The following is a 21,395-nucleotide window of genomic DNA, read 5'->3' as shown; positions in this document are numbered from 1 at the left end:
CGGGTCCCTGAGCGTCGCCCGGCGCGACGCTCAGGGACCAGACGCCAGCGACGCTCAGGGACCGGGGCGGCGGGTGGCCGCGGGGATCGCGATAGCCGCGACCAGGCCGATGCCCACCACCAGCACGCTACCGACGGCGACGCCGAGCCCCAGCGCCGGCATGCGGGCGTCGACGGGCTCAGGCTCGGGCGGCGGTGCGGGCGGCGGCGTGAACTCCGCGGCCTCGCTCGCCATGGGCGCCGGGCGGGTGTCCATCAGGGCGCGCATAGGGTTGACGATGCCCCAGCCGAGCTGGGGGTCAGGAGCGGTGGCCGGCGGCGGGTCAGCCGTCGCCTTCAGCCGGGCGATGATCTGCTCGGGGGTGGCGCGCTCGCGGCCCAGCTTCGCGTCGTACTCCAGCATCAGGGCGATCACGCCGCTGACGATGGGCGCGGCGAACGAGGTCCCGGTGTCCTGGTGGAAGGCCTGGTTGGCGGTGGTCGCCTCGCGGTCAGGCATGGAGGGCGCCAACCCGACGACCTGGGCCCCGGGCGCGCCCACGGTGACCGGCGACCAGGCGTAGCTCATGGGATGGGCCGCCTCCGCGTCGGTGCTCATCCCCACGGTGATCACTCCGGGGAACGAGGCGGGGAACAGGGCGCCGATATTGTCCGTGTTGTTGCCCGCGGCGGCGACGATGATGATGCCCCGCTCCTGGGCCCGGTAGACGGCGTTTTCGAAGTCATCGAAATCCGGGGCGTCGCTCTGCACGACCAGCGAGAGGTTGATGATGTCGACCTCCGCCTCGATGGCGGCGTCAATGGAGTGCACCACCGGGATCAGCGATGCCGGCGGCGGAGGCTGCTCGCCCTCCTTCGCCTCGACGGTGGAGTTGGCCAACGCGCGGTAGGCCAGCACCTTGACGCCTGGGGCGATGCCGGCGAAGTTGGTCAGCGAATGCACCGCGCCGCCGTCGTCGCGCCGGCCGGCGGCCAGCAGGGACGTGACGAACGTGCCGTGCATGCAGTCCACCTTCGCCTGCTTGTTGCGCTCATCCTCAGAGATGCCCACGAAATCGTAGGCCTCCACCCGGTTGCCGAAGTAGAGGCTCCCCGCCGTGCTGACGCCCGTGTCGATCACGGCGACGGTGACTCCCTCGCCGGTGGCCAACTGCCACACGTCCTCCATGTGGAGGCGGTCCAGGTGCCACGCATCGAGCATCTGGGCCTGCTGCGTGGCCTGGCGTGCCTCGCAGCGGGTGGCGGCGAACGCCTCGCCGATGCCCACGGGGCCCTCCTCCGCGAACGCGCCCGCCGCGGTGGTGTTCAGCAGCAGGCCCACCGCCAGCATGCCCGCGGTGCTGCGCCAGAGGTTTCGCTTCATGGCCACAGATTAGTCGCGTCCGGGTCCATCGACCGAGTGCCCGCAGAGCGGAGGCCGCCCCAGGTGTCATGATGGATCCGTGCTCGGATACTTCGGTCCCGCGGGGACGTTCACCCATCAGGCGTTGCGCACGATCACCGATGAGGACGCCGTCGCGTTCTCCAGCGTGCGTGAGGCCCTCGAGGCCGTGCGCCGCGGCGAGATCAGCGGCGCCGTCGTCCCCATCGAGAACTCGGTGGAGGGCGGGGTCTCGGCCACGCTCGACGAGCTCATCGCCGGCGAGCCGCTCGCGATCCGCGGCGAGATCGTCGTGGCCGTCGAGTTCGGGCTCTACGTGCGCGAGGGCACGCGGTTGGAGGATGTGCGCGAGGTGCTCACCCACGGGCACGCCGCCGCGCAGTGCCGCTACTGGTTGGCCGAGATGGTGCCCCGGGCCACTGTCACCGAGGCCGGATCGACGGCGGGTGCGGCCGCGGAGGTCGCGCGCCCGGAGTCGCACTACGACGCGGCCGTGTGCGCCCGCGTGGCGGGGGAGACCTACGGCCTGACGGAACTCGCCTACGCCATCGAGGACAATCCCGGTGCGGTGACCCGCTTCGTCGAGGTGGGCAGGGCCGGCGCCGTCCCGGAGCGCACGGGCGCTGACAAGACCACCCTGGTGGCGTACATGCGCGAGGACCACTCGGGTGCGCTGCTGGAGATCCTCGAACAGTTCGCGGTGCGGGGCGTGAACCTCACGCGCATCGAGTCGCGGCCCACGAAGACCACGCTGGGCTCCTACTGCTTCTCCATCGACGTGGAGGGCCACCTGCACGACCGGCGCGTCGCGGAGGCGCTCGCCGGCCTGCACCGCGTCTGCCCGCGGGTCCACTTCCTGGGGTCCTATCCCCGCGCGGATCAGGCCCGCCCGAAGATCGGCGACGGTTTCACCGACGACTCCTACGAGGCCGCGGCCTCCTGGGTCGACGGACTCGGCGTGCCCGACGCCGGCTGAACCACCTGCGCCGCTCCAGAGACCACCTCCAGCCGCAGCGCGCTGACGTCGCCCAGCGCGTCGCCGTCGGCCTGGCACGGCACCGGCCGGGCGCTGTGGATGACGATGTCGCGACCCGTGCGCCGGTCCACCCGCGGCTCGCTGCGGGTGCGCAGCAGCACGCCGGCCACCATGCGCAGCACGTCGCCGGCGTGGCGCGGTGAGGCGACCAGCACGTCCAGCAGGCCGTCGGAGCCCGCGGCGTGGGGGAACAGCGGCACGCCGCGGGTGAGTTCGCCCAGGTTGCCCACTGCCACGAGGGAGGCGTCGCGGGCGAGCGCGTCGCCGTCCACCGCGACCCTGGTGGGTACGGGGCGCGCCCGGAAGTGGCGCAGCCCGGCCAGCACGTAGCCGAGGCGGCCGAAGCACTTGAGCCGCTGCGAGGCGTCCGCGATCACGGCGGCATCGGCGCCGACGCCTGCCATGACCGCCGCGTACCCCTGGGCGTCGGCGTCCAGATCGGTGTAGCGGATGAGGTCGAGCCGCCGGGGCGCGCCGTCGAGCGCGTTCTCGACGGCGGGGCGCAGGCGCAGCGGCAGCCTGAGGTTGCGGGCCAACAGGTTGCCGGTGCCCGCGGGGATCAGGCCGACGGGGACGCCGGTGTCGCGGAGCGCGCCCAGCACCATCCGCACGGTGCCGTCGCCGCCGGCGACCAGGACGCGCTCGGCCCCGCTGTCGAGCGCGGCCTCCGCCTGGCCGGCTCCGGGATCGGTGACGGTGGTGGGCAGGTACCGGGCCGGCGGTAACCCGCGGGCGGTGAGTGCGCCGTCGACCAGGGCGCGGAAGCGTGCTGCGCGGTGCACCCTCGCCGGGTTGACCACTACCGCGGTGCGCATGCTCAGGCCCGCCGGCGTCGCTTGACGAAGAACCACGGCACCATGGCGGCGGCCAGCACGAACGCGGTGGCGGCGAAGGCCCAGCCGAAGCCCAGCGCGTCGGCGATGGCGCCGGCCAGCAGCGTGCCGGCGATGGAGCCCAGGTCCGTGGCCATGGAATAGGTGGACAGCGCCTGGCCGCCGTTGCGGTTGGAGCCGATGAGATCGGCCAACAGCGCCTGCGACGCGGGCGCGATGAACGCAGCGCCCGCGCCGGCCGCGAGGGAGAGCGCGAAGAACCACCAGGGGTTGTCCGCCCACCCGAACGGCAGCGTCACCATCGCGGACAGGCCCAGCCCGGCGACGAGGAACGGGCGCCGGCCCAGCCTGTCGATGAGGCGCCCGGTGGCCTGCTGAGTGACGGCGTTGCCCAGCGCGAACAGCGTCAGAGCGATGCCCGCGGACTGCGCACCGATCGCCGGCACCGACGCCGCCATCAGCGGGAGCAGGGCGATGCGGACGCCGAAGTTGGACCAGCCATGCGCGAAGCCGGTGATCAGCAACGCCCGGTAGTAGGGCATCGCCAGGGCCTCCTGCAGCGTCATCTTGGGCTGGGCCTGGCCGGTGGCGGCGGGCGCGCCGGTGTCGCGGCGCAGGGAGACCATCACCACCAGCACCGAGGCGAACACGGCGGCGGCGTAGATGAAGAACGGGATGCGCAGGCCCAGACCCTGCAGCGCGGAGCCGAGGATGGGGCCGAAGATGTTGCCCAGCAGGAATGCCGAGCCGTACAGCGACGCGGTGCGCCCCCGCTGTGCGGGCGGGGAGAGGCGCACCAGCAGGCCCATGGAGGAGACTGTGAACATGACCGAGCCCATGCCGCCCAGGCCGCGGAACAGCAGGAGCGTCCAGTAATCGGGGGCGAGGCCGCTCAGTGCACTGGACAGGCCGACGATCGCCAGGCCCCACAGGTAGATCCGCCGCTCGCCGAACTTCCCGATGAGCGCGCCGCCGGCCGGCGCGAAGATCAGGCGGACGAAGGCGAACACCGACACGATGGCGGAGGCGGCCATGACGCCCACGTCGAAGGACTGGGCGAACTGGGGCAGGATCGGCGCCACGATGCCGAAGCCCAGGGCGATCAGGAATGCCGCTGCGACGAGCACCCAGATCTCCGCCGGCACCGGCTGCCTGCGCTTGGCTAGTGTCGCCAATGATCCTCCGTCCCGAGCTTGATGTGAGGCAACACTATCCCCGGCCCCTTGATCAGGGGGTGGCGTTGGTCACGGCGATGGAGCCGGGCTCGCCCTTCACATCGGCGCTAGTGACCCTGTCGGCGAACAGGTCGCCGTGCAGTTCCGCATTCGACGGTGGCCTGACCTCGCCGTCGTCGGTGGTCACCTCGATGGTGTCGGGGAGCGCGTCGTCGCACGACGACGCCGTGGTGCGGCGCCTTGGACTTCACCGTGCGCAGACCGTGGAGTTCCTTCGCCAGGAGCGCCTCGCTGGTCAACGAGTGCGCCGTGCCCTCGTCGTCGAAGTAGACGGCCGTGGAGTTGGCCTTCGCGTTGGGCACGACGTGGACGGGCTTGCCGCCCCTGATCCGCGCCACCGCCCGACGCGGCTCAGCGCACGCCGTCTCGCTAGAGTGGGGCGCATGATTGATCCCAAGGTGCTCCGTGCAGATCCTGACCGCGTCCGCCGCTCGCAGGCGCTCCGCGGCGACTCTGTCGAACTCGTCGACGAGCTGCTCGCGGCCGACGAGTTGCGCCGCTCGTCGATCGCCTCCTACGAGCAGCTCCGGGCCGAGCAGAAGTCGATCGGCAAGGACGTTGCGCGGGCAAAGGGCGACGAGAAGGCCGCCCTTCTCAGCCGCACCAAGCAGCTGGCCGCCGATGTGAAGCAGCTCCAGGCGGATGCGGACGCGGCGGGGGAACGCTTCGATGAACTGATGAAGCAGGTGGGCAACCTCGTCCTCGACGGCGTGCCCGAGGGCGGCGAGGACGACGGTGTGGTGCTCGAGACCATCGGCACCCCGCGCGACTTCGCGGCCGAGGGGTTCGAGCCGAAGGACCACCTCGAGCTCGGCGAGCTGCACGGCGCCATCGACATGGAGCGCGGCGCGAAGATCTCCGGTTCCCGCTTCTACGTGCTGACCGGCGTGGGTGCCCAGTTGGAGATTGCACTGCTGAACCTGGCCATGACGAAGGCCGCCGAGTGGGGCTTCACCCCGATGATCCCGCCGGCGCTGGTGCGCCCCGCGGCGATGGAGGGTACCGGCTTCCTCGGCCAGGCCGCGCAGGACGTCTACCACCTGCCGGCAGATGACCTGTACCTCGTGGGCACCTCGGAGGTGGCGCTGGCCGCCTACCACTCCGACGAGATCCTCGATGCGGGCACGCTGCCGCGCCAGTATGTCGCCTACTCCCCGTGTTTCCGACGCGAGGCCGGCTCGCACGGTAAGGACACCCGCGGCATCTTCCGCGTGCACTGGTTCGACAAGGTGGAGATGTTCGTCCACTGCGACCCGGCGGATGCGGAGGACTGGCACCAGAAGCTCCTCGGCTACGAGAAGGACTTCCTGCAGGCGCTCGAGGTGCCGTTCCAGGTGCTCGACGTGGCCTCGGGCGACCTCGGCCTCAGCGCGGCCCGCAAGTTCGACTGCTACGCCTGGCTGCCCACGCAGAACCGCTACCGCGAGGTGACCTCCACGTCGAACTGCACCGAGTTCCAGGCCCGTCGCCTCGGCATCCGCGGGCGGTTCGAGGACGGCGTGCGCCCCGTCGCCACGCTCAACGGCACGCTGTGCGCCATGACCCGCATCATCATCATGCTGCTGGAGAACCACCAGCAGGCCGACGGTTCCATCCATGTGCCGGAGGCGCTGCGCCCGTTCCTCGGCGGCCGCGAGGTCCTCGTTCCCTGAGCCTGTCAATCGCTACTCGACTATCCATGCTCACCCGCTGTTTCGATGCCGTCCACCGTTGGTTCACCCGGCGGTGGCATGCTGGAGTGCGAATTACGTCACGTAACCATGCGTCCCTGAGGGCAGGGAAGAGAGGAAACGCCATGGACTTCACTCCAGAACTCGTTGCGCTCGACATCGACGGCACGCTTGTCGACGCGTTCGGTGTCATGCCGGAGGAGATCCGCGCGGCCGTGAGTCGCGCGGTCGACGCCGGTGCCACCGTCGTGCTGTCGACGGGCCGCTCGTGGCTGGCCACCAAGCCGATCGCCGATCACCTCGGCCTGCCGGAGGGCTGGCACGTCTCCGCCAACGGGGCGATGGTGGTGACCTACCCCGAGTTGGAGATCCGCCACGAGACGCGCTTCGACCCGTCCGACGTGGTGCGGCAGGTCTCCGAGATCGCCCCCAACGCGCGCATCGCTGTGCAGGACGGCCTGCACTGGCGTGTGAACCGCGAGTTCCCGCCGGACGAACTGCTGGGCGAGGTCGCGGTCGTCCCCGTCGAGGACCTGGCTGAGGAGCACGTCTCCCGTGTGATCGTGCGCGACCCGGAGACCACAGAAGAAGCCTTCAGTGAGATGGTCGGCAAGCTGGGCCTGCAGGAGGTGGCCTACTTCGTGGGCTGGTCGGCGTGGCTCGACATCGCGCCCAAGGGCATCGACAAGGCCTTCGGGCTCGACATGGTCTGCCGCGAGTTGGGCATCGACCGCAAGAACGTGCTGGCGATCGGCGACGGCCGCAACGACATCGAGATGCTCGAATGGGCCGGCCGCGGCGTCGCGATGGGCGACGCACCCGACGAGGTGAAGGCCGCCGCAGACGTGGTCACGGGCAACTTCGCCGATCTCGGCACCGTCGACGAGTTGAACCTCTGGTTCCCCGCGTTGGAGGCCGAAGGCGCCGCCTGAGCTAGGTTCCCTCGACCTCGGCAGTGGGGCTCGATACCGCTGCGAGCACCTCGCTGCACGTCCGCGTGATGGGCATCACCCTGACAGCGATCACACGCAGCGCTGAAGCCGGCCCCCACCCCCAGGCCTCACAATCGCGGAGGGTACGAACCCTGAGTTCAACCTGGGAGGTGGCTACCTCGGCAGGCAGCGTCAACCATGCGTGGACCGGTTCCCGCCAGGTGGTGATGTCCTGCCGGATCAAGGTCCCGTCTCCGATGCCCACTTCCCAGGCGAGCCGCCCTGCCAACTCGGGGCGTTCTGCGTAGCGGTTCTCCAGCCGCAGCTCGATCTTGCGTGCGGTGCCTTCCCATGCGCTGTCAGGAAGGCAGGTGGCGACGACGTCGCCTCGGCGCGGGGCGCTCGCCCTGAAGTTCATCACGAACTCGCCTTCCACCGTGTGATGGGTGTGGACTGCGACTGGCTGAGCGGGATCGACACCGCGACCGTGGGCCTGCAGCACGGACAGGTCCAGCGCTTCGACCTCCCGCCAGCCGGAGCGGGACCACGCGGGCACGGGATCGGTGGGAGGCGCGGTGATCATTGACCCTTCGTCGGGCGGATACGTGCCGAGGTCCCGTATCGCCCGGAGGAGGTCGTCGAGGGAGCCGGGCGCTTCCGCGTGCTGAGAGTGCGACGTGGCCAGCCCGGAGATCAGGCCCATGGCACGCTGGCCTGGTGCTGTGCTCGGCCTGCCCGCGCCGTCTGTGATCAGGTGAAGCGGCACGCCGTGCCCCCTGGCGAGGAGTGAGACCTGCAGCGCGTTGGTCGTCGGCCCTGGTTGCCCGTCCACGGCGTAGGCCAATCCGCTGCCGAGACTTCGCGGGTTCGTGTCAGCCAGGAGCAGGCCGGTGCTCAGGATGACCGCACCCGCACTGGCGACGGCGCGTTCCGTGTCGTAGGGGTCGCCTGCATCAAAGGTGGGACGCCCGAGGGCGAACTGATCCGCGGCCGGCTCAGTGCTCCCTACCCGGACCACGGTGTCGGGCGCAGCCCCCTCAACCTGCTGAGCCAGGGATTCTCGTGCGGACACATCCGCAGTGGCCGGGCCCCATCCGGAGAGCAGAACATGGCGAGGGCGATCATGGACGGCGGATGCGAAGCGGTGGGCATGGGCCAGGGACGGGTCGGACTCGACGCGCTCGCGGGCGTGTTGGAAGAGGGCGAGCATCCTGTGTTCGTAGAGGTGCTCTGAGGCCAGCCTGTGGTAGGCGCGCCGCCTCATCTGCTCAAGGCGGGCCGGATTGGACAGGAGTTCCTCCAGCTGCGTCGCCAGGTGTTCACCGCCCGTGTAGCCGATCACCTCCTCGCCGTAGCGGAAGAGGCTGCCCAGCTCGTCGAACTGCTCGGTGCAGACGATGCCCCCCAGAGCCACGGACTCGAACACCCCGCACTTGACGTTCTGGAACCCTTTGCGGGTGAGGGGGAAGTTGATGTGGAAGGTGCCGCTGGCGGATGCCGTCAGTAGTTCGTCGCCGCCGACGGGGCGTGCCCCGGGTAGTTCCCACCCCTGGCCGTACACGCGCACTTTGAACCGGTCGGCCAGCAGCCCCATGAGTTCATGGCGCTCCGGGCGTGCGGTCGCATGGCCGATGCAGATGGCGTCAGCCAGATACTCAGGGTGGGGTGCCACGCTCCGGGTCGCGAACTGGTGATCCACGCCGAACGGCATGAACGTCGTGTTGGTGATTCCTCTCTCGAAATATCGTTCGAGTGCGAGCGTCGCGTTGGTGGTGTGGATGTCGAACCTGCCGACGTGATCGACGATCGTCGGTTGCGTGTCGGGATCTGACAGCGTCAGCCCCATGGTCAGGATCCCCCGGTCCTTGAGGCGTTCAACATCATCGTCTTCCCACACCAATCCGCCGGCGCAGGTCAGGATGACTTCGGGGCGGAAGACGTCAAGGATCGTGCCCAGCGCGTCGAGATCGGGGTAGATGGGCCCCATTCCGCCGGATACTCCAGTGGGGTTCTTCAGGAACGGCGGATTGCCGACGGTGTCCAAGCGGAAGACTGTGTGGCCCAGGCTCTCCAGCGAGCGGGCCAGGCAACTGACGATTCCGGTGGGCCCTTCAACGAAGTTTCCGAGGAAGAGGATCCGGTTCTTGTGGGGCTCTTCAAACTGCACCTGTCTGAGGAGGGCCCGTTGGGTGTCGAGGTCGGGTATCGCTGGTGTGGGCACAGGCGAACTGTACCGATCCCGGACGTGACAACGGGCCGCTCCGGGGGAAGAGCGGCCCGTTGTGATCAGGAAGATCTGATGTGGCGGGGGATCAGGCGGCGGTCACCCTGCGGGTGCCGCTCTTGACCTCGTTGGCGACCGCCACGATCAGGGCCGGCGAGACGTCCCTCTTGACCTCCGGGCGGCCGATGCCGCCCTCGGCCTCGATGCGGCGCAGGTGGCGCTTCACGGTGGAGACGGAGCAGCCGACCTTTGCGGCGATGACGCTCAGCGGCTGATCCGGGTTGGCTGAACGCATCCGGTGGATCTCGTAGCGGTCGAACTGGCGGCCGGAGTTGACGCCGGCGAAGGTGTCGAAGTCCTCGGGGGCGACGGTGATGCCGAGCCGGGCGCGGATCTCCTGGCGCTGACGCTAGGTGGTGCCCGCCACGAAGCCGGCGACATCGAACTTGGCCACTGCGTCGGTCAGGCACTGGGCCATCAGCGGGCAACCGGCGCACATCTTTTCGGCCTGGGTGCGCAGCATCTGCTGCTCGCGGCGCTCGCCCCGCGAGGCGGGGGTGGTGTCGTCGAGGAGCGGGTGCAGAAACACGTTCGAGTAAGCGACGCAGGCGGTGGTGGTTGCGGTCATTGTCAGCCCTTCCGTAGATCCCCTTGTGGAGTGCTACATCAAGAGTGGCTGAAAGACGTTGTTCGCGGGGGCCGAAATCATGGGGAGAACTACCCGACTTATCTGGGTACACCGCACGGGGCGGCTGAGTACCTGTGCTCAGAATCGCTCCTAGGCAACGGCGGTGAGACCTATCTGACTAGGCAGTTCATCTGCTGTTCAGCAAGCAGTGGTCGAATCTTCACTCATATTCATTCCTAACCTAACTCACGGGAGGTTCAACGACTGGGAGTTGTGCACCCGCCGGAAACCCAACTGCTCGGCTTCAGCCGCTGGCTCAGCTGCCGTCACCGCCCGGAGGATCTCCGTGGTCAGGGAGATTGGCGGGGCCACATGACCCTCGCCCCAGCCATGGGAGCCCAACCACCACGCCCGGTTGGCGGGGTGGAGCCGGTCGAAGAAGGGAACGGCATGCTGGGACACGTGGCGGTCATCGGTCAGGTTCTGGGCGTAGAGGACGGTGGCGTCAACAGGCCGTGAGTACAGGCCGGTCAGGTCGTGCACCACGTCCACGGGCAGTTGCCCGATCGGGTCCCGACCCGTGATGCCGAAGGCCACTTCCGCATACCTCTCCACCGCCGCCGGGAGGTACCGGGCGATGGACGTCTGAGGGTTGAGCGCCACGGCGAAGGAACCCGGGAACTGCGCCGCGAAGTAGAGGCTGGCCAAGCCGCCTCCGCTGGGGCCGAAGAAGACGACGCGCTCCACCTCCGGCCGCAGCGAGAGGATCTTCCTGAGGATGGCGGTGAAGGCGGGCTGGAACCGCTGTGTCATCGAACCGGCGAACCAGCCCAGATTGAGCCTGGGGCTGAGGGCGAGAGTCGGGTCACTGACGTAGATGCGGTTGACCGGGAGATCTCGGGTGACGTCCTGTCCGACCAGGAAGGGGAGTGTGACATCAGGCGGGGCTGCAGCGTGGAAGGTCACCACGGTCGTAGAATGGCCGCGGTCGCTGATCTGCACATCGATGGGGATGCCGCCGTCCTGGATGACGTTGAAGCCGGGTGAGATCTCGTCAAGATCCAAGAAGCGACCCACGCTGGAGTGGTGTGAGATCCTGTGCTTCGACCCGTCGATGTGGCGGGGGCGTGCCAGCACGGGCTTGGCCGGGTTCGGGGGAGCCGCCGCGGCGACGGGTGCCGCTTCAGGCTGGGGCGCGTCCTCGCTCCAGGCGACAGGCCCGGCGGTGGAGGCGAGGGGGTTGGTCGTCGATGACAGGGAGCGGGAGCCGCCCCAGGGGGCGAGGTCCGCCCGGAACACCCTGATCTGCGCGTTGGTGTCCCACCCGAGGTCCTGGGTGTTCCGGAGCGCGCGGACCCGAACCCGCAGGGTCACCAGGCCCGTGGGCGACCAACCGGTCAGCACCACCTCGGTGCGGGGGGACCAACTGGCGATGTCTGAGGAGTAGCGGACGTCCGATCCGACGAGCACCTCAACAGTGAAGTTGCCCTCCAACTCGGGGATCTGAGGGCAGAGCGATTGGAGTTGCACCGTCGCCCTGAATCCGGCGCCTGCGGTCACCGCCAGCTCGAAGACGGCCTCGGCGCTATCGCCGACGCCGTGGGTTCGGGCCGCCGGCCCGAACGTCAAGCGGGTCGGGCTCAGAGTGTGGACGATGGGGACCTCTCCGCCCGGCCGCGAGGTGTTGAAGCCGGTGACCCTTGCAGGGCTCAGCCAGGCAGGCTGGGACTTTTCAGTGGGCTTCTCGTCTCGTCCGGATCGGAAGGTTGACCCAGGCTCCTTGGCTGGCAACGATTCCACGGCCTCCCTGATGCGCGTCAGTTCGGCGGCAGCCAGGCTTCGGCGCTCCTCCACCAAGGCCTGCAGCGCGGCGGGCAGGCCATGATCGACAGCGGACTCGACCCGGGCGGTGAGGGTTTCGGAGGAGACAGTCAGAGGCAGGGAGAACTCGCTTCGCTGCAGGTCTGCGAAGTGGCTGGCCACCTTCGGGTGGTAGGACAGGCCCACCGCAGGCGTGCCCACGCAGTGCGCCAGCAGGTTGGTGTGCAGACGCATCGCGACGACTGCCTCTGCGCCCCTCAGAGTCGAGATGAACTCCGCATGGTCAGCCGTCGTGGGCATCAGGGAGACGGGGTGCCCCTCATCGGCAGCAGACTTCAGCCAGGGTTCCATCAAAGTCTGGTCGACAGGCTGCATAGGGACCGCCACCACGCCCAGGCCGCGCTGAGCAGCGAAGTCGACGGCCGTGTCCCACAGACGGTGTTGCGTGCTGTCGTCCTCCCATGGACGAAGGTTGATGGCGAGGTAGGGGCCATCGGGGACCCAGGGTGGGCGGACGTCGGCGGCCGGCATCGGCGCGGACCATGCAAGGTCCGGGGAGAGCACGAGGCGGTCCGCTGCCTCGGGCAGCAGCGAAGCCAGCAGTTCTCGGGATTCCACGTCGCGCACCCCCACCGAATCTGCCAACTCCAGCGCGAGCCTGACCGCCGCCTGGGAGTCCTGGTCCCGCAGCGGGCCTGCGCCCAAGCCGACGCCGAGGAATCTTCCGCCGTGACCGCGCACCAGGAGCGGTAGCTGTACCAGGTGCGCAGGGGAACGGGGTGCGCCGGAGATGGTGCCGGCGAACCCGCCGACGGTTGCGATGGAGTAGTCGTCCCACAGGCCTCCCGGGCCGAGGAGCACGACAGAGGCGATGGAGGCCCACCTGTTGCACGTCACGGCGTCGAGCCTGTCGATGGCGGGGAGGCCGTAGGCCCGTGTGGCAGCAGCCGCTTCTGGAGTGGCCAGGACGATGCGCGTGTCGTCTGCCCGGGAGAGTTCGGCCAGCAACGCGGTGACGATAACGTCGTCGCCACGGTTGTGGGCGCCGAAGTACCCCGAGACCAGGACCGTGCGCAGGGGCCCGGTGTGCGATCCGGCGGCGAAGGAGTTGAGCGCGTGGGCGATGTCTTCGTCGTCCCCGTCTGGGAGATGCAGGACCGGCACCTGCACGCCGGTGGGCTCGGTGGCCTGACATGCTACGACCGCCTCGGGGCGGAAGACCGCCGGGACAGGGCTCGGCACGTCGTCGTGCAGCAGGTCCTGCTGGCCGTCGCTCAACGTCAGGACGTCGGCCCCACGCGAAACGAGCCACCGTTCGACGGCCGCGGCCCGCTCCGCGTCCTGGGCGGTGCCCCCGATGAGCAGCGCGATCCGGGTGGGGCTAGCTTGAGAAGCCATCTGAGTGCCTTTCGCGAAGGAGTGCAGCTGGATCAGCCGGTGAGGATCCAGGCCCGCGTGCTGGAGGATCGGGCCCCCGCGCCGGGAATGCTTGTGAGGCTGCGGGCTCTACCTGTCAGGACGCCCAGTTCCGAAGCGGGAGAGATGGTGGGTGGTCCCACATACAGCAGATCGGCCATGATCCGGCCGAGATGTTGACCGGCGCCCGCCTGCACCACGACGGTGAGCTCCGGGCGGGCAGGCGCCTCCAGGATGACTTCCGACTCGTGGTAGATCCGCAGCAGGTGATCGCTGTGATCCCCCGAACTGACGCTCACCTGTAGCTCCAGCACACGCAGAATGGTGGTGCCGACGGGCTCATCGGCTTCGACGGGGCGGGTGGCCATTCTGAGGTACGGAAGGCCGGTGGGGTATCGCCCGGGCCGCCCGGTAGGTTGCCTGCGGTGCGTCGCCTGGCTGAGCAGAGCGCGCAGAGTGGGCTCCGCGTGCAGCACGCTCTTGTCGGCTTCCGAGAACTCCGCCAGCGCAGTGGCGGAGGTGCCGAGGCGCCTGAGTTTCACCGCGAGTTCGCCGCGCTCGCGCACCTGGACCGCGATGTCGCCGTACGGTGCGATGAGCTCGCAGGGGGCGATGCGAGGCAGCACAACCACGTCGGCCGCCACCGCAGCGAAGGGCGTGATCTCATCGATGACAGGTGCGGTGCGGTTACCCCGCAGGCCGATGAGGCCCACGTGGGAGCGCAGCGAGTCGGCCAACTCCGGCAGATCGAGCTCTCGTAGGCTCTCGAATGTCTGTCGGCGCATCCCGGGATCGGTGACGTCGGCGGTGAATGCGGGAGCGAACAGCTGGTCGGCGGCGGAACTGGTGTGTGTCTGGACGATCGCGCTGGGGGTGGCGGCCGCGCAGTGCTTCAGGAAGTCTGCATCGACAGCCGGTGGGCAGAAGAGGACGTTTCGGTGGCCCGCCGCACTCAGCTTGGCGGCCAGGGAGGCGTCAGCCACACCGATGGCGTCGAATCTGGTCAGAGGCACGGCGACGTCGCGGGGTTGATGAGCGCTTTCGTGGATCAAGACTGCCCACGGGTTGCCTGGCGCCTCCGGCAGTTTGTCCGCCAGTTGGGTGCCGCAACAGACGATGCCCGCAGTACCGTCGACGGCGCCCCCGTGCTCAGGGTCATAGGGGCGGGCTTGATGGCCGAGGTTGTTCAACGCCCGTAGGGTGACGGCCGCCCTCGAGGTGGGACGGTCGAAGCCGGTGCCCACCACGAGGATCTGTGTCGGCGAGGTTTCCACCGCGACAGACTCCCGCGCCCGGGCGGTTCCGGTGGGGGCACTCCCATCGAACTGGGTGAACCACATGTTGCGCTCATGGGCGTCCAGACTGCGCCACGAATCGTCGGCGAGGAAGGACTCGAAGGCGATGGCGCGGGCTTCTGCGCTGTAATGGCGGCTGAACCGCGTTTCCACCGCCCGGCTGAGAGTGGCGAGGTCTCCCGAAAGCAGCTCTGCGACGGCTGCGTCAGCGGCTGCCAGATCAGGCACGACCAGCATTTCCGGCAGCGAGTCGAACTTCTCGACACCGGGGATGATGCTGATGACGGGCAGGCCCATGGCGATGTACTGGACGACGCGGCTGGGATACTCGAAGAAGCCCAACTCGTCGAGGCCTGGGAACCACGTCGGCAGACCACGGTGATCCTTGAAGAACTGAGGGATGTTCAGCGCAGTCCGTGCGGCAGCGCCGGCGCTGACCACCTCTGCGTCTGAATCGAGATAGCCGCCGGCCAGGCCGAGATAGTCGGCGCCGGTGTTGCCGTGCACCCGCACGTCTGCGGCCATCTGCCCGATCGCGAAGTAGCGACGGCGGCGCACCGCATCGTGCACGTTGCCGAGGAACAACACATCCGATTCGGGTTCCTCCTTGCCCCACACGTAGGGGAACGCCTCATGATCCGTCCAGAAGGGGAAGTTGACCCCGGTGGGACGGCCGAAGAAATCCTCGTAATGCTGCAGCACCCGTTCCGTGCCGCAGTGCAGGACGTAGTCGTACTCCTCGAGCAGGGGAGCATAGGTCAGGTGGAACAGCACCGGATCATCGGAGAGCCACACGGCCAGCGGGACGCCACGCTTCTTGAAGCGGGTGATCAACTGCGGGGGAAGAGACGCGGGGCGCATCACCAGCACCACGTCAGGCTGGAAGGCAAGCACCTGACCGACCGCGGCTTCCAGATGGCTGATGTCTGCTCCGGCCCGGGGGAACTCGAAACCGTGCCCGATCTTGCCGGTGTTGAGCACGGTGTGCCCACGGCGGATCAGGGCCCGTTCGAGGGACGAAGCAACGTGGGTCTCGAGGATGCCGTCGTAGATTGCGATTCTCATCGGTTCATCCCCTCGCGCATGCGTACCCCGATGCCGGACGTCAGGTACAGATCCGGCGCTGTCACCGTGGAGAGGGCACGCTCCAGCGCGGATGGCCGGAGCCTGTGCGTGGCCGCATGACCGTCGCGTGCCAGCCAGGTGGCGTTGGAGGCCTCGTCGGTGAACGTCTCTTCGCGTTGCTTCGCCGTCCCTGCCGGATCCGCCCACGCTGCGCCGTCGCAGTACCGCGATGCGTACAGGGCCAGATCCTGGAGGTAGTGCCCGTCATGGGTCACAGCAGGGTGCCACGCCGCCCACCAGGTGGGTGAGGCGGAGGTGTCGACGGCGATGCTGGCCCGTTGCAGTGCCCTGTGGGTGTCCGGGCTGAGCCTGCCTGCGTCGCTCGGCTCCAGCAGCCATACTGCCCGGAACGTTGGGAGGAACTGCTGGGTGACCAGTTCTGCTGCGAGAGCCTCAAGGGCCTCGCCGGGCAGACCCGGGGGCGTGAGCAGCGCAATGGCCTCCACCCGCTCCTCGGAGGGCAGACCGACGGCCTCTGTGATCTGACGCATCCGGTGTGCGTAAGTGTGGGCGCCGGCGGTGCGCCGCCAGGCACGGTGGGCCATGGCTTCGCGCTCTGTGGGATTGCTCATGAGGTCAAGCAGCACCTGGGAGGCCTCCTCGGTGGTGGTGACCAGCGGTACCTCATCTGCGGGGTAGACGTTGCGGATGGCAGGGGTGAAGGAACTCAACACGATCGTCTTGGCCGAGGTGAGTTCAAAGATCCTGCGGGCGCACATCGATTCTGAACTGGGCACGGAGTTCACGTTGAGGAAGACCTTGTGACGGCGGTACTCCTCCACCATCTCGGCATAGGGCAGCGAGCCGACGATGAACTTCTCGTACTGCTCAGGGAAGGCGTAGTTGGGATCCCCGCCCAGCATGCGGCTGTAGATCGAGAAATCGTGCTCGGCCGCGGCGGCGAACAGGAAGTCCATCTGCTCGCGGCGCTCAGGAAACTTGTGCCGGAAGTACTGCCCCGCGAAGCAGACATCACCGGTCCGGAAGTTGTCAACCCGTGTCGGGCGGTGCAGAGCCGTCGAGGCGGCGAACTGAAGTAGATCCACCTTCGCGTCCGGCGCGAGTTCCCGGTACCGGTCGATCAGTGAGGCTTCCGTCGTGAAGATGACGTCGAACAGCCCCGCGGCGGCCTTGAACTCTTCGAAGTGCGGAGGGTCCTCCTTGTTCCAGAAGACCGTGGGGATGCCACGCGCATTGGCCGATTCGACGAGCTTGCGCAGCCACGGACCCGGTCCCTTGCTGCCGGTGACCTGGTAGCGCCATGCGCCCCTGTTGCCGTTCCATGCGGATTCGACCAGAAGGAAGGCCGGGTTGATGCTCTCGAAATCGACTGGCTCAGGGTTGGGCTGCACAGGCCACAGAGAGAAGCCGACGTCTCGGAAGCACTGTTCAGAAAAGTCGTCGAGCACCGTCATGACGGCCGGCGTGTCGAAGCTGGGCGGGGGCGGTGGAGCCGCCACCCGGATCCCGCGGATGGCTGCAGCCAGTTCGGGGTTGGACACTGGGCTCACTCCTTCGGGCGCAGAACGACGGCTTCGGAGCACAGGGCGCTGGCCTGCACGAGTCCCAGTTGCACCTGGTGCGTTGAGGCGAGCCTCGCGGCGAAGTCTGCGGGATCCGCCGCCACCAGGAGTACGCGACACGAAGGGGGCAGCCACCAGAAGAAACTCTGGTCCAAGGCAGCTTCGTAGGGGCGCTCATCCTGTGGATCCACAAGCAGCACCGTATCGAGATAGGGCGCCGAGCGGCGCGCCTTCTCCATCGTGGTCTCGGTGATGGTCAGCCACTGTGCGTGGTGATGCTCAGCGGCCCATGCCCGGCTAGGCATCAGGTGACTCGACGGTGTTGCCAGGAGCGCGTGCTGCTCCGGCTGGGGCGCTGCAAGCGCCATCGCATCAGCCACACCAGGCGGCAGCCCAGCGGCCAACGCGAAGTCAGCCCGGGTGAGCCCGGCACCACTCGGGTCCGGCGTTGGCGCAGCTGCTGCCGGTGGCGGTTGCTCCGCGGCGACGGAGAGCGGGGCGGCGGACGAAGCTGCGAGCAGTCGCTGATAGCCCGCGGCCGAGGACCTGGTGACCTTGTCGAGGCGACGTTGCAGCACACGGCTGCGGTTCCACACCAGGAGGCTTGAGGCAACCCCAGCGGTGATCATCAAGCCGAGCCCGACGAACTCTGCCCCGGCGATGAGGGCGACCCAGCCAGCCAGGAGCAGCAACCCGGGCAGCAGGAGTTGGACGTAGGGGCGAGGATTGCGCCGTAGCGCGCCCATCCGCCGCCTGAGCCTGCTGCCCCTACCGGGCTTCACCGTCTGGGGGGATGGGCCTGTCAACAGTCTCGTCCTTTGCGTAGATCTGCGTCATAGTACCGCAGGCGCCGCGCGCGCCGGTGGGCCACGTCGTGGAGTTCAGTTCTCGGCAGACGATGAGATCTGCAGCCAGACCGCATCACGAATGGTGTCGCCGCGCAGCAGGGTCCAGGTCTTGGTGAAGTGGGAATCGTCGTAGAACATCAGCAATCCACCGCGGGCTACTGGGCACCACGTCGCGTCGCAGTAGTCGTCGACCGGATCGACGAAGGTGAACCCAGGTATGAACGGCACATCGAGTTGCTCCACGGGCAGGTAGAGGCTGGCCCGCGGGAAGCCGCACGCTGCCACGCCCTTCTGATCGATGCATTCAGGAACCCGATGGGAGACGATGGCGTTGTCGCGCACACCGAGCACCGGCACGCCTGCCTGGGTGAGGCGTTCGATGGCGCTGGTCTTCCAGGCCGGGAACTCCTCCCGGCCCTGGACGTTGCGCGTGGCCATGACGACCAGCAGGTCCGGTTGGAGCTCGATGAGCTTGTCCTGCATGCTCTCCTGCCACTCCACGCAGGAGGGGGTCACATTCAAACCGGCATCGGCGACATCGCCGAAGGGGCAGCCGCTCTTCGTCATGGAGACGAGGCGGAAGCCGCTCTCTTCGCCGAAGCGGGCGAGCGAATCGATCCACTGGGCCTCGTGGGATCCCCCGGCGATCGCCACCGTTGTGCTGGCGCTGAGGTCGCCCCCCTCGCACGCTTTCACCTCCGCGGAGTGCCCGGGGGTGTGGCAACCGTTGTAGTACGCCTCGGCCTTGTCGAGGGCTGCGACAGCGGTGGAGGGAACGAGCCCACCGGAGGGAGCGGTGCCGGTCTCCAAGACGGCCGCGACCGCGGCCAGATCGTCCTGGGTCTGCCACTCGTCGAGCTTCTCCCATGCGGCCAGAGACAGTGCCGGTGGCATCATGAGAGCCACCGAGACGAGGATGGACAGCATCGGGCGCTTTTGCAGGAGCGGCCAGCGCCGCACCGGCTTCTCGACCAGCCAGGTGGTGGCGATGGCGAGGCCCGCCGACACGACGATGATGGCGATGCCGGACAGCGGCCCGACCGTTTCGCGGAACTGCCACTTGTAATACACCAGGACCGGCCAGTGCCAGAGATAGAACGCGAAGGAGGAATCCGCGAACCACACCAGCGGGCGCCAGCGCAGGATGAAGGGGTCAACGCCAGCTTGGGCAGAAACGATGATGGCGGCACCAGCCAGGATCGGCACCAGCGCGAGGAAGCCAGGCAGTTGTGACGAGGGGTCAGCCACGGCGGCGAACAGGAGCATTGCGACGAGCCCCGCCCAGCCCACGGCTGCCATGACAGCCCTGGGGGCGCGCGGGTTGGTGACCACCAGCGCCAGCAGCACCCCCGCCAGGAACTCCCAGAAACGGGTACCCAGATGGAAGTAGGCCACGGGCTGTGCCTCAGCGGTCATGGTGACGGACCACCACAGCGAGGCGCCCAGGATGAGGGCGGAGGCCAGGAAGAGCCCCCTCTGCACAGAACCGCGCAGGAAGCGGGTTGCGGCTGCCGCCAGCAGAGCCACCGCCACGAACAGCACGTAACTCTGCACCTGGATGCCCAGCGCCCAGAACTGCTGGAAGGGGGAGGCGGCCATGCCCTGCTGCAGATAGTCATGACCAGCCTGGATGAGATACCAGTTCTCGACGTACAGGAGGCTGGCCCACCCGTGCGCGAAGGTCGGCTGCCACAGAGACCTCGGCAGGAAGAGGACACCCGCCACGACAGTGCCGACGATGACCACCGCTGCGGAGGGGATGACCCGTCGTGCGGTCCGCAGCAGATACTGGCCGGCGGCGCCGAGCCGGCCCTGCGTCGACGGGCGCGTGGTGATCTTCAGCAGCGAGCCCGCTGCGAAGAATCCCGCCACCACGAAGAACACGTCGACGCCACCCGAGACCCGGTTGAACCAGATGTGATAGACGGCCACCATCAGGGCGGCGACAGTTCTCAGGCCCTGCACCCCGTACAGGTACTGCTTCTTCGGCTCGTCGGCAGCAGCCTGGGCACGTCGTGCCTCAGCAATGACAGACAAAGGGCCCCCCGCTCTCTACGATGTTGCGCTGGGCGCACAGCGGCCGACAGGATAACCGATGCGTGCACAGAGCGGGAAACGCGGGCAGGTGTGGCATCCGTGAGAACGGTGGGCCACTGGCTAGACTGCGCACGAGAAAGCGTGCCGCTCGAAGGCGCGGGAACCAGGAAAGGTGAGTGCGCGTGAAGAAGGTCATGGTCCTCTACGGAACCCGCCCGGAAGCCATCAAGGTGGCCCCTCTCATCAAGGCGCTCGAGGAGTCCGACGCGCTGACTCCCGTCGTCGTGAGCACCGGCCAGCACCGGGAGATGCTCGACCAGGTCAACAAGTGGTTCGTCGTGGAGCCGGATGCGGACCTCGACGTCATGAAGCCGGGGCAGAGCCTCACCGAGTTGTCGGCCCGGATCATGGAGCGCCTCCCACAGGTGCTTGACGAGCACCGGCCGGACGCCGTGGTCGTCCAGGGAGACACCACCACCGTCGCGATGGGTGCCATCACCTGCTTCTACAAGGAGATCCCCGTCGTCCATCTGGAGGCAGGTCTGCGCTCCGGCAACATCTACTCGCCGTTCCCGGAGGAGGCCAACCGCCGCCTCGCCGGCCAGGTGACGGCGCTGCATCTGGCCCCCACGACGATGTCGCGCGACAACCTGCTGGCCGAGGGCATCGACCCCGGCATCGTCGCCGTGGTGGGCAACACCGTCATCGACGCCCTCAACTGGACCGCGGAGAAGCCGGTGGAGTTCAGCGACCAACGGCTGCGTGACGAGGCCGCAGCCGGGCGCGACATGGTGCTCCTCACCACCCACCGTCGGGAGAACTGGGGCGAGCCGATGGCGGACATCGCCGCAGCCGTGGCCGAACTCGCCGCGCGCTACCCGGAGACGCTGTTCGTCTTCCCCGCGCACAAGAACCCCACAGTGCGCGAGGTGATCTTCCCCGCCATCAAGGACTTCCCGAACGTGGTGATCGTCGAGCCTCTTGACTACCCCGAGTTCGTCCATGCCCAGAAGTGGGCCAAGCTCGTGCTGACTGATTCGGGTGGCGTGCAGGAGGAGGCGCCGTCGTTCGGCAAGCCGGTGCTGGTGCTGCGGGAGAACACTGAGCGGCCTGAGGCGGTCACCGCAGGCACCGTCAAGCTGATCGGCACCGCCAGGCAGACCATCGTCGACGAGGCCAGCCGCCTGCTCGACGATGCGGAGGCGTACGCGGCCATGAGTAACGCGGTCAACCCCTACGGCGACGGGCGCGCAGCAGAGCGCAGCGTCGCCGCGATTGCCGAGCTCCTGGGCGTCGGTCAGCGGATCGACGAGTTCGAGGGCTGACGGTCAGGGGCTGAGGCAGCGGCACCTGGGTGGCTCAGCTTCTACGTTGAGGGCCCTTCGGCCAGCC

At 68.3% G+C, this 21,395-nt stretch carries 16 protein-coding genes; 4 read left to right on the top strand and 12 right to left on the bottom strand.

Annotated features, from left to right (window positions below; translation table 11 throughout):
- Positions 1 to 54: 54 nt before the first annotated feature.
- Positions 55 to 1,362, bottom strand: a complete 1,308-nt coding sequence (locus tag BN1186_RS08735) for a S8 family peptidase (RefSeq protein WP_040283655.1) — start codon at positions 1,360 to 1,362, stop codon at positions 55 to 57.
- 79 nt (positions 1,363 to 1,441) lie between these two features.
- Between BN1186_RS08735 and pheA the strand changes: the two genes are divergently transcribed.
- Positions 1,442 to 2,356 carry a prephenate dehydratase gene (pheA, locus tag BN1186_RS08730; RefSeq protein WP_040283654.1) on the top strand — a complete coding sequence of 305 codons (915 nt, stop codon included), beginning with the start codon at positions 1,442 to 1,444 and terminating at the stop codon, positions 2,354 to 2,356.
- On the opposite strand, the gene BN1186_RS08725 is transcribed toward pheA, so the two are convergent.
- The 3 genes from BN1186_RS08725 to BN1186_RS16270 are packed head-to-tail and all read right to left on the bottom strand — an operon-like array spanning position 2,302 to position 4,611.
- The gene (locus BN1186_RS08725) at positions 2,302 to 3,231 is read right to left on the bottom strand and encodes a diacylglycerol/lipid kinase family protein (RefSeq protein WP_052459973.1); all 930 of its coding nucleotides are present in this window, start codon (positions 3,229 to 3,231) and stop codon (positions 2,302 to 2,304) included. The two genes, pheA and BN1186_RS08725, sit on opposite strands and share 55 nt — an antisense overlap.
- A gap of 2 nt (positions 3,232 to 3,233) precedes the next feature.
- Positions 3,234 to 4,424 carry an MFS transporter gene (locus BN1186_RS08720; RefSeq protein WP_040283653.1) on the bottom strand — a complete coding sequence of 397 codons (1,191 nt, stop codon included), beginning with the start codon at positions 4,422 to 4,424 and terminating at the stop codon, positions 3,234 to 3,236.
- Between the two features lie 52 nt (positions 4,425 to 4,476).
- Positions 4,477 to 4,611, bottom strand: coding sequence for a hypothetical protein (locus tag BN1186_RS16270; RefSeq protein WP_281278455.1), 135 nt, complete (start codon positions 4,609 to 4,611; stop codon positions 4,477 to 4,479).
- Between the two features lie 256 nt (positions 4,612 to 4,867).
- Between BN1186_RS16270 and serS the strand changes: the two genes are divergently transcribed.
- Both serS and BN1186_RS08710 read left to right on the top strand, forming a co-directional pair.
- A complete protein-coding gene (serS, locus tag BN1186_RS08715) occupies positions 4,868 to 6,136 on the top strand; it encodes a serine--tRNA ligase (protein WP_040283652.1) in 1,269 nt (422 codons plus the stop codon).
- Between the two features lie 143 nt (positions 6,137 to 6,279).
- The gene (locus tag BN1186_RS08710) at positions 6,280 to 7,086 is read left to right on the top strand and encodes a Cof-type HAD-IIB family hydrolase (RefSeq protein WP_040283651.1); all 807 of its coding nucleotides are present in this window, start codon (positions 6,280 to 6,282) and stop codon (positions 7,084 to 7,086) included.
- A gap of 1 nt (position 7,087) precedes the next feature.
- Here BN1186_RS08710 and BN1186_RS08705 read toward each other — a convergent pair whose 3' ends face one another.
- The 8 genes from BN1186_RS08705 to BN1186_RS08670 form a co-directional block, all read right to left on the bottom strand.
- Positions 7,088 to 9,253, bottom strand: a complete 2,166-nt coding sequence (locus BN1186_RS08705; protein WP_052459971.1) for a glycosyltransferase family protein — start codon at positions 9,251 to 9,253, stop codon at positions 7,088 to 7,090.
- A gap of 145 nt (positions 9,254 to 9,398) precedes the next feature.
- Positions 9,399 to 9,605, bottom strand: a complete 207-nt coding sequence (locus BN1186_RS08700; RefSeq protein ID WP_052459970.1) for a winged helix-turn-helix domain-containing protein — start codon at positions 9,603 to 9,605, stop codon at positions 9,399 to 9,401.
- 114 nt (positions 9,606 to 9,719) lie between these two features.
- Positions 9,720 to 9,938, bottom strand: coding sequence for a WhiB family transcriptional regulator (locus tag BN1186_RS08695; protein WP_052459969.1), 219 nt, complete (start codon positions 9,936 to 9,938; stop codon positions 9,720 to 9,722).
- Positions 9,939 to 10,184: 246 nt separating this feature from the next.
- The gene (locus BN1186_RS08690; protein WP_052459968.1) at positions 10,185 to 13,157 is read right to left on the bottom strand and encodes a polysaccharide pyruvyl transferase family protein; all 2,973 of its coding nucleotides are present in this window, start codon (positions 13,155 to 13,157) and stop codon (positions 10,185 to 10,187) included.
- Positions 13,158 to 13,189: 32 nt separating this feature from the next.
- Positions 13,190 to 15,535 (bottom strand): CgeB family protein, encoded by a 2,346-nt coding sequence (locus BN1186_RS08685; protein ID WP_040283650.1) that lies wholly within the window; start codon positions 15,533 to 15,535, stop codon positions 13,190 to 13,192.
- Positions 15,532 to 17,097 carry a CgeB family protein gene (locus BN1186_RS08680; RefSeq protein ID WP_052459967.1) on the bottom strand — a complete coding sequence of 522 codons (1,566 nt, stop codon included), beginning with the start codon at positions 17,095 to 17,097 and terminating at the stop codon, positions 15,532 to 15,534. Before BN1186_RS08680 ends, BN1186_RS08685 begins: the two co-directional genes overlap by 4 nt.
- Positions 17,098 to 17,102: 5 nt before the next feature.
- Positions 17,103 to 17,864, bottom strand: coding sequence for a hypothetical protein (locus BN1186_RS08675; RefSeq protein WP_040283649.1), 762 nt, complete (start codon positions 17,862 to 17,864; stop codon positions 17,103 to 17,105).
- A 135-nt stretch (positions 17,865 to 17,999) separates the two neighbouring features.
- On the bottom strand, positions 18,000 to 20,003 hold the full coding sequence (locus BN1186_RS08670; protein ID WP_040283648.1) for an acyltransferase family protein: 2,004 nt from the start codon (positions 20,001 to 20,003) through the stop codon (positions 18,000 to 18,002).
- A 182-nt stretch (positions 20,004 to 20,185) separates the two neighbouring features.
- Here BN1186_RS08670 and wecB point away from each other — a divergent pair, with 182 nt between their 5' ends.
- Entirely contained in the window at positions 20,186 to 21,328 is a 1,143-nt protein-coding gene (gene wecB, locus BN1186_RS08665; RefSeq protein ID WP_040283967.1) for a non-hydrolyzing UDP-N-acetylglucosamine 2-epimerase, read from the top strand.
- Positions 21,329 to 21,395: the final 67 nt, after the last annotated feature.

This window comes from Tessaracoccus massiliensis, assembly GCF_000826065.2.
Classification (GTDB): domain Bacteria; phylum Actinomycetota; class Actinomycetes; order Propionibacteriales; family Propionibacteriaceae; genus Arachnia; species Arachnia massiliensis_A.
This window is presented reverse-complemented; position numbering and strand designations above follow the sequence as displayed.

Excerpts from the sequence above, each read along its gene's own strand:
- BN1186_RS08735 (WP_040283655.1), bottom strand. The coding sequence starts at position 1,362 with ATGAAGCGAAACCTCTGGCGCAGCACCGCGGGCATGCTGGCGGTGGGC.
- BN1186_RS08725 (WP_052459973.1), bottom strand. The coding sequence starts at position 3,231 with ATGCGCACCGCGGTAGTGGTCAACCCGGCGAGGGTGCACCGCGCAGCA.
- serS (WP_040283652.1), top strand. The coding sequence starts at position 4,868 with ATGATTGATCCCAAGGTGCTCCGTGCAGATCCTGACCGCGTCCGCCGC.
- BN1186_RS08710 (WP_040283651.1), top strand. The coding sequence starts at position 6,280 with ATGGACTTCACTCCAGAACTCGTTGCGCTCGACATCGACGGCACGCTT.
- BN1186_RS08700 (WP_052459970.1), bottom strand. The coding sequence starts at position 9,605 with ATGCGTTCAGCCAACCCGGATCAGCCGCTGAGCGTCATCGCCGCAAAG.
- BN1186_RS08695 (WP_052459969.1), bottom strand. The coding sequence starts at position 9,938 with ATGACCGCAACCACCACCGCCTGCGTCGCTTACTCGAACGTGTTTCTG.
- BN1186_RS08690 (WP_052459968.1), bottom strand. The coding sequence starts at position 13,157 with ATGGCTTCTCAAGCTAGCCCCACCCGGATCGCGCTGCTCATCGGGGGC.
- BN1186_RS08685 (WP_040283650.1), bottom strand. The coding sequence starts at position 15,535 with ATGAGAATCGCAATCTACGACGGCATCCTCGAGACCCACGTTGCTTCG.
- BN1186_RS08675 (WP_040283649.1), bottom strand. The coding sequence starts at position 17,864 with ATGGGCGCGCTACGGCGCAATCCTCGCCCCTACGTCCAACTCCTGCTG.